1 pseudogene is annotated in these 613 nt (G+C 75.2%); it reads left to right on the plus strand.

From position 1 onward, the window contains the following. Positions 1-177 precede the first annotated feature (177 nt). A pseudogene (locus tag A5673_RS26285) lies at positions 178-613 on the plus strand (trehalose phosphatase); the annotation flags it as partial.

A 613-nucleotide genomic window follows, 5' to 3' on the forward strand; every position in this document is an offset into this window, starting at 1 on the left:
CCGTGCGCAGCTGCTGGACGGGGTCCTCGTGCTCGACGGGCAGATACGGCAGCATCGCCGAGCTCACCGGCGCCGGCGCGCGGCGCGCAGGCACCCGAGCCAGGCGTATCGAGCGCACCCGTCGGCGCGCTATTGACCCGGACCCGGCCGCGCCCGGCACCGTGAGAAGGTGGGTGCATGCCGGTCACGATCGACCCGCGCCGCCACGACGCGGTACTGTTCGACGCCGCCTCGGTCGAGCCCGCGCTGGCCGGGCGGCTGCGCGACGCCGGCGTCGGCGTCTTCTCCTGGGGCGGTGACGAGTCGGCGATTCGCCCGGGGCGATCTGCCGTCGTGACCGGCGACCCGGGAATCGCGCGGGCGGCACGCGACGGCGGCTTCGCGATGGTCATCGGCGTCGGGGACGCGGACGAACTCCGCCGCTGCGGCGCCGACGCGGTGATCGCCGATGCGAACGAGGTCGCCGTGCGGACCGGCGACCGCCGGATGTCCCGGCTGCCCGACGCTTCAGAGGCCTTGGGCGCCTTGGCCGAGCGCAGGCCGGCGGTGTTCTACGACTTCGACGGCACCCTGTCGGACATCGTCGACGATCCGGACGCGGCCCGGCCCGTCG

The sequence above is a fragment of the Mycobacterium sp. E3198 genome, assembly GCF_001667015.1.
Classification (GTDB): domain Bacteria; phylum Actinomycetota; class Actinomycetes; order Mycobacteriales; family Mycobacteriaceae; genus Mycobacterium.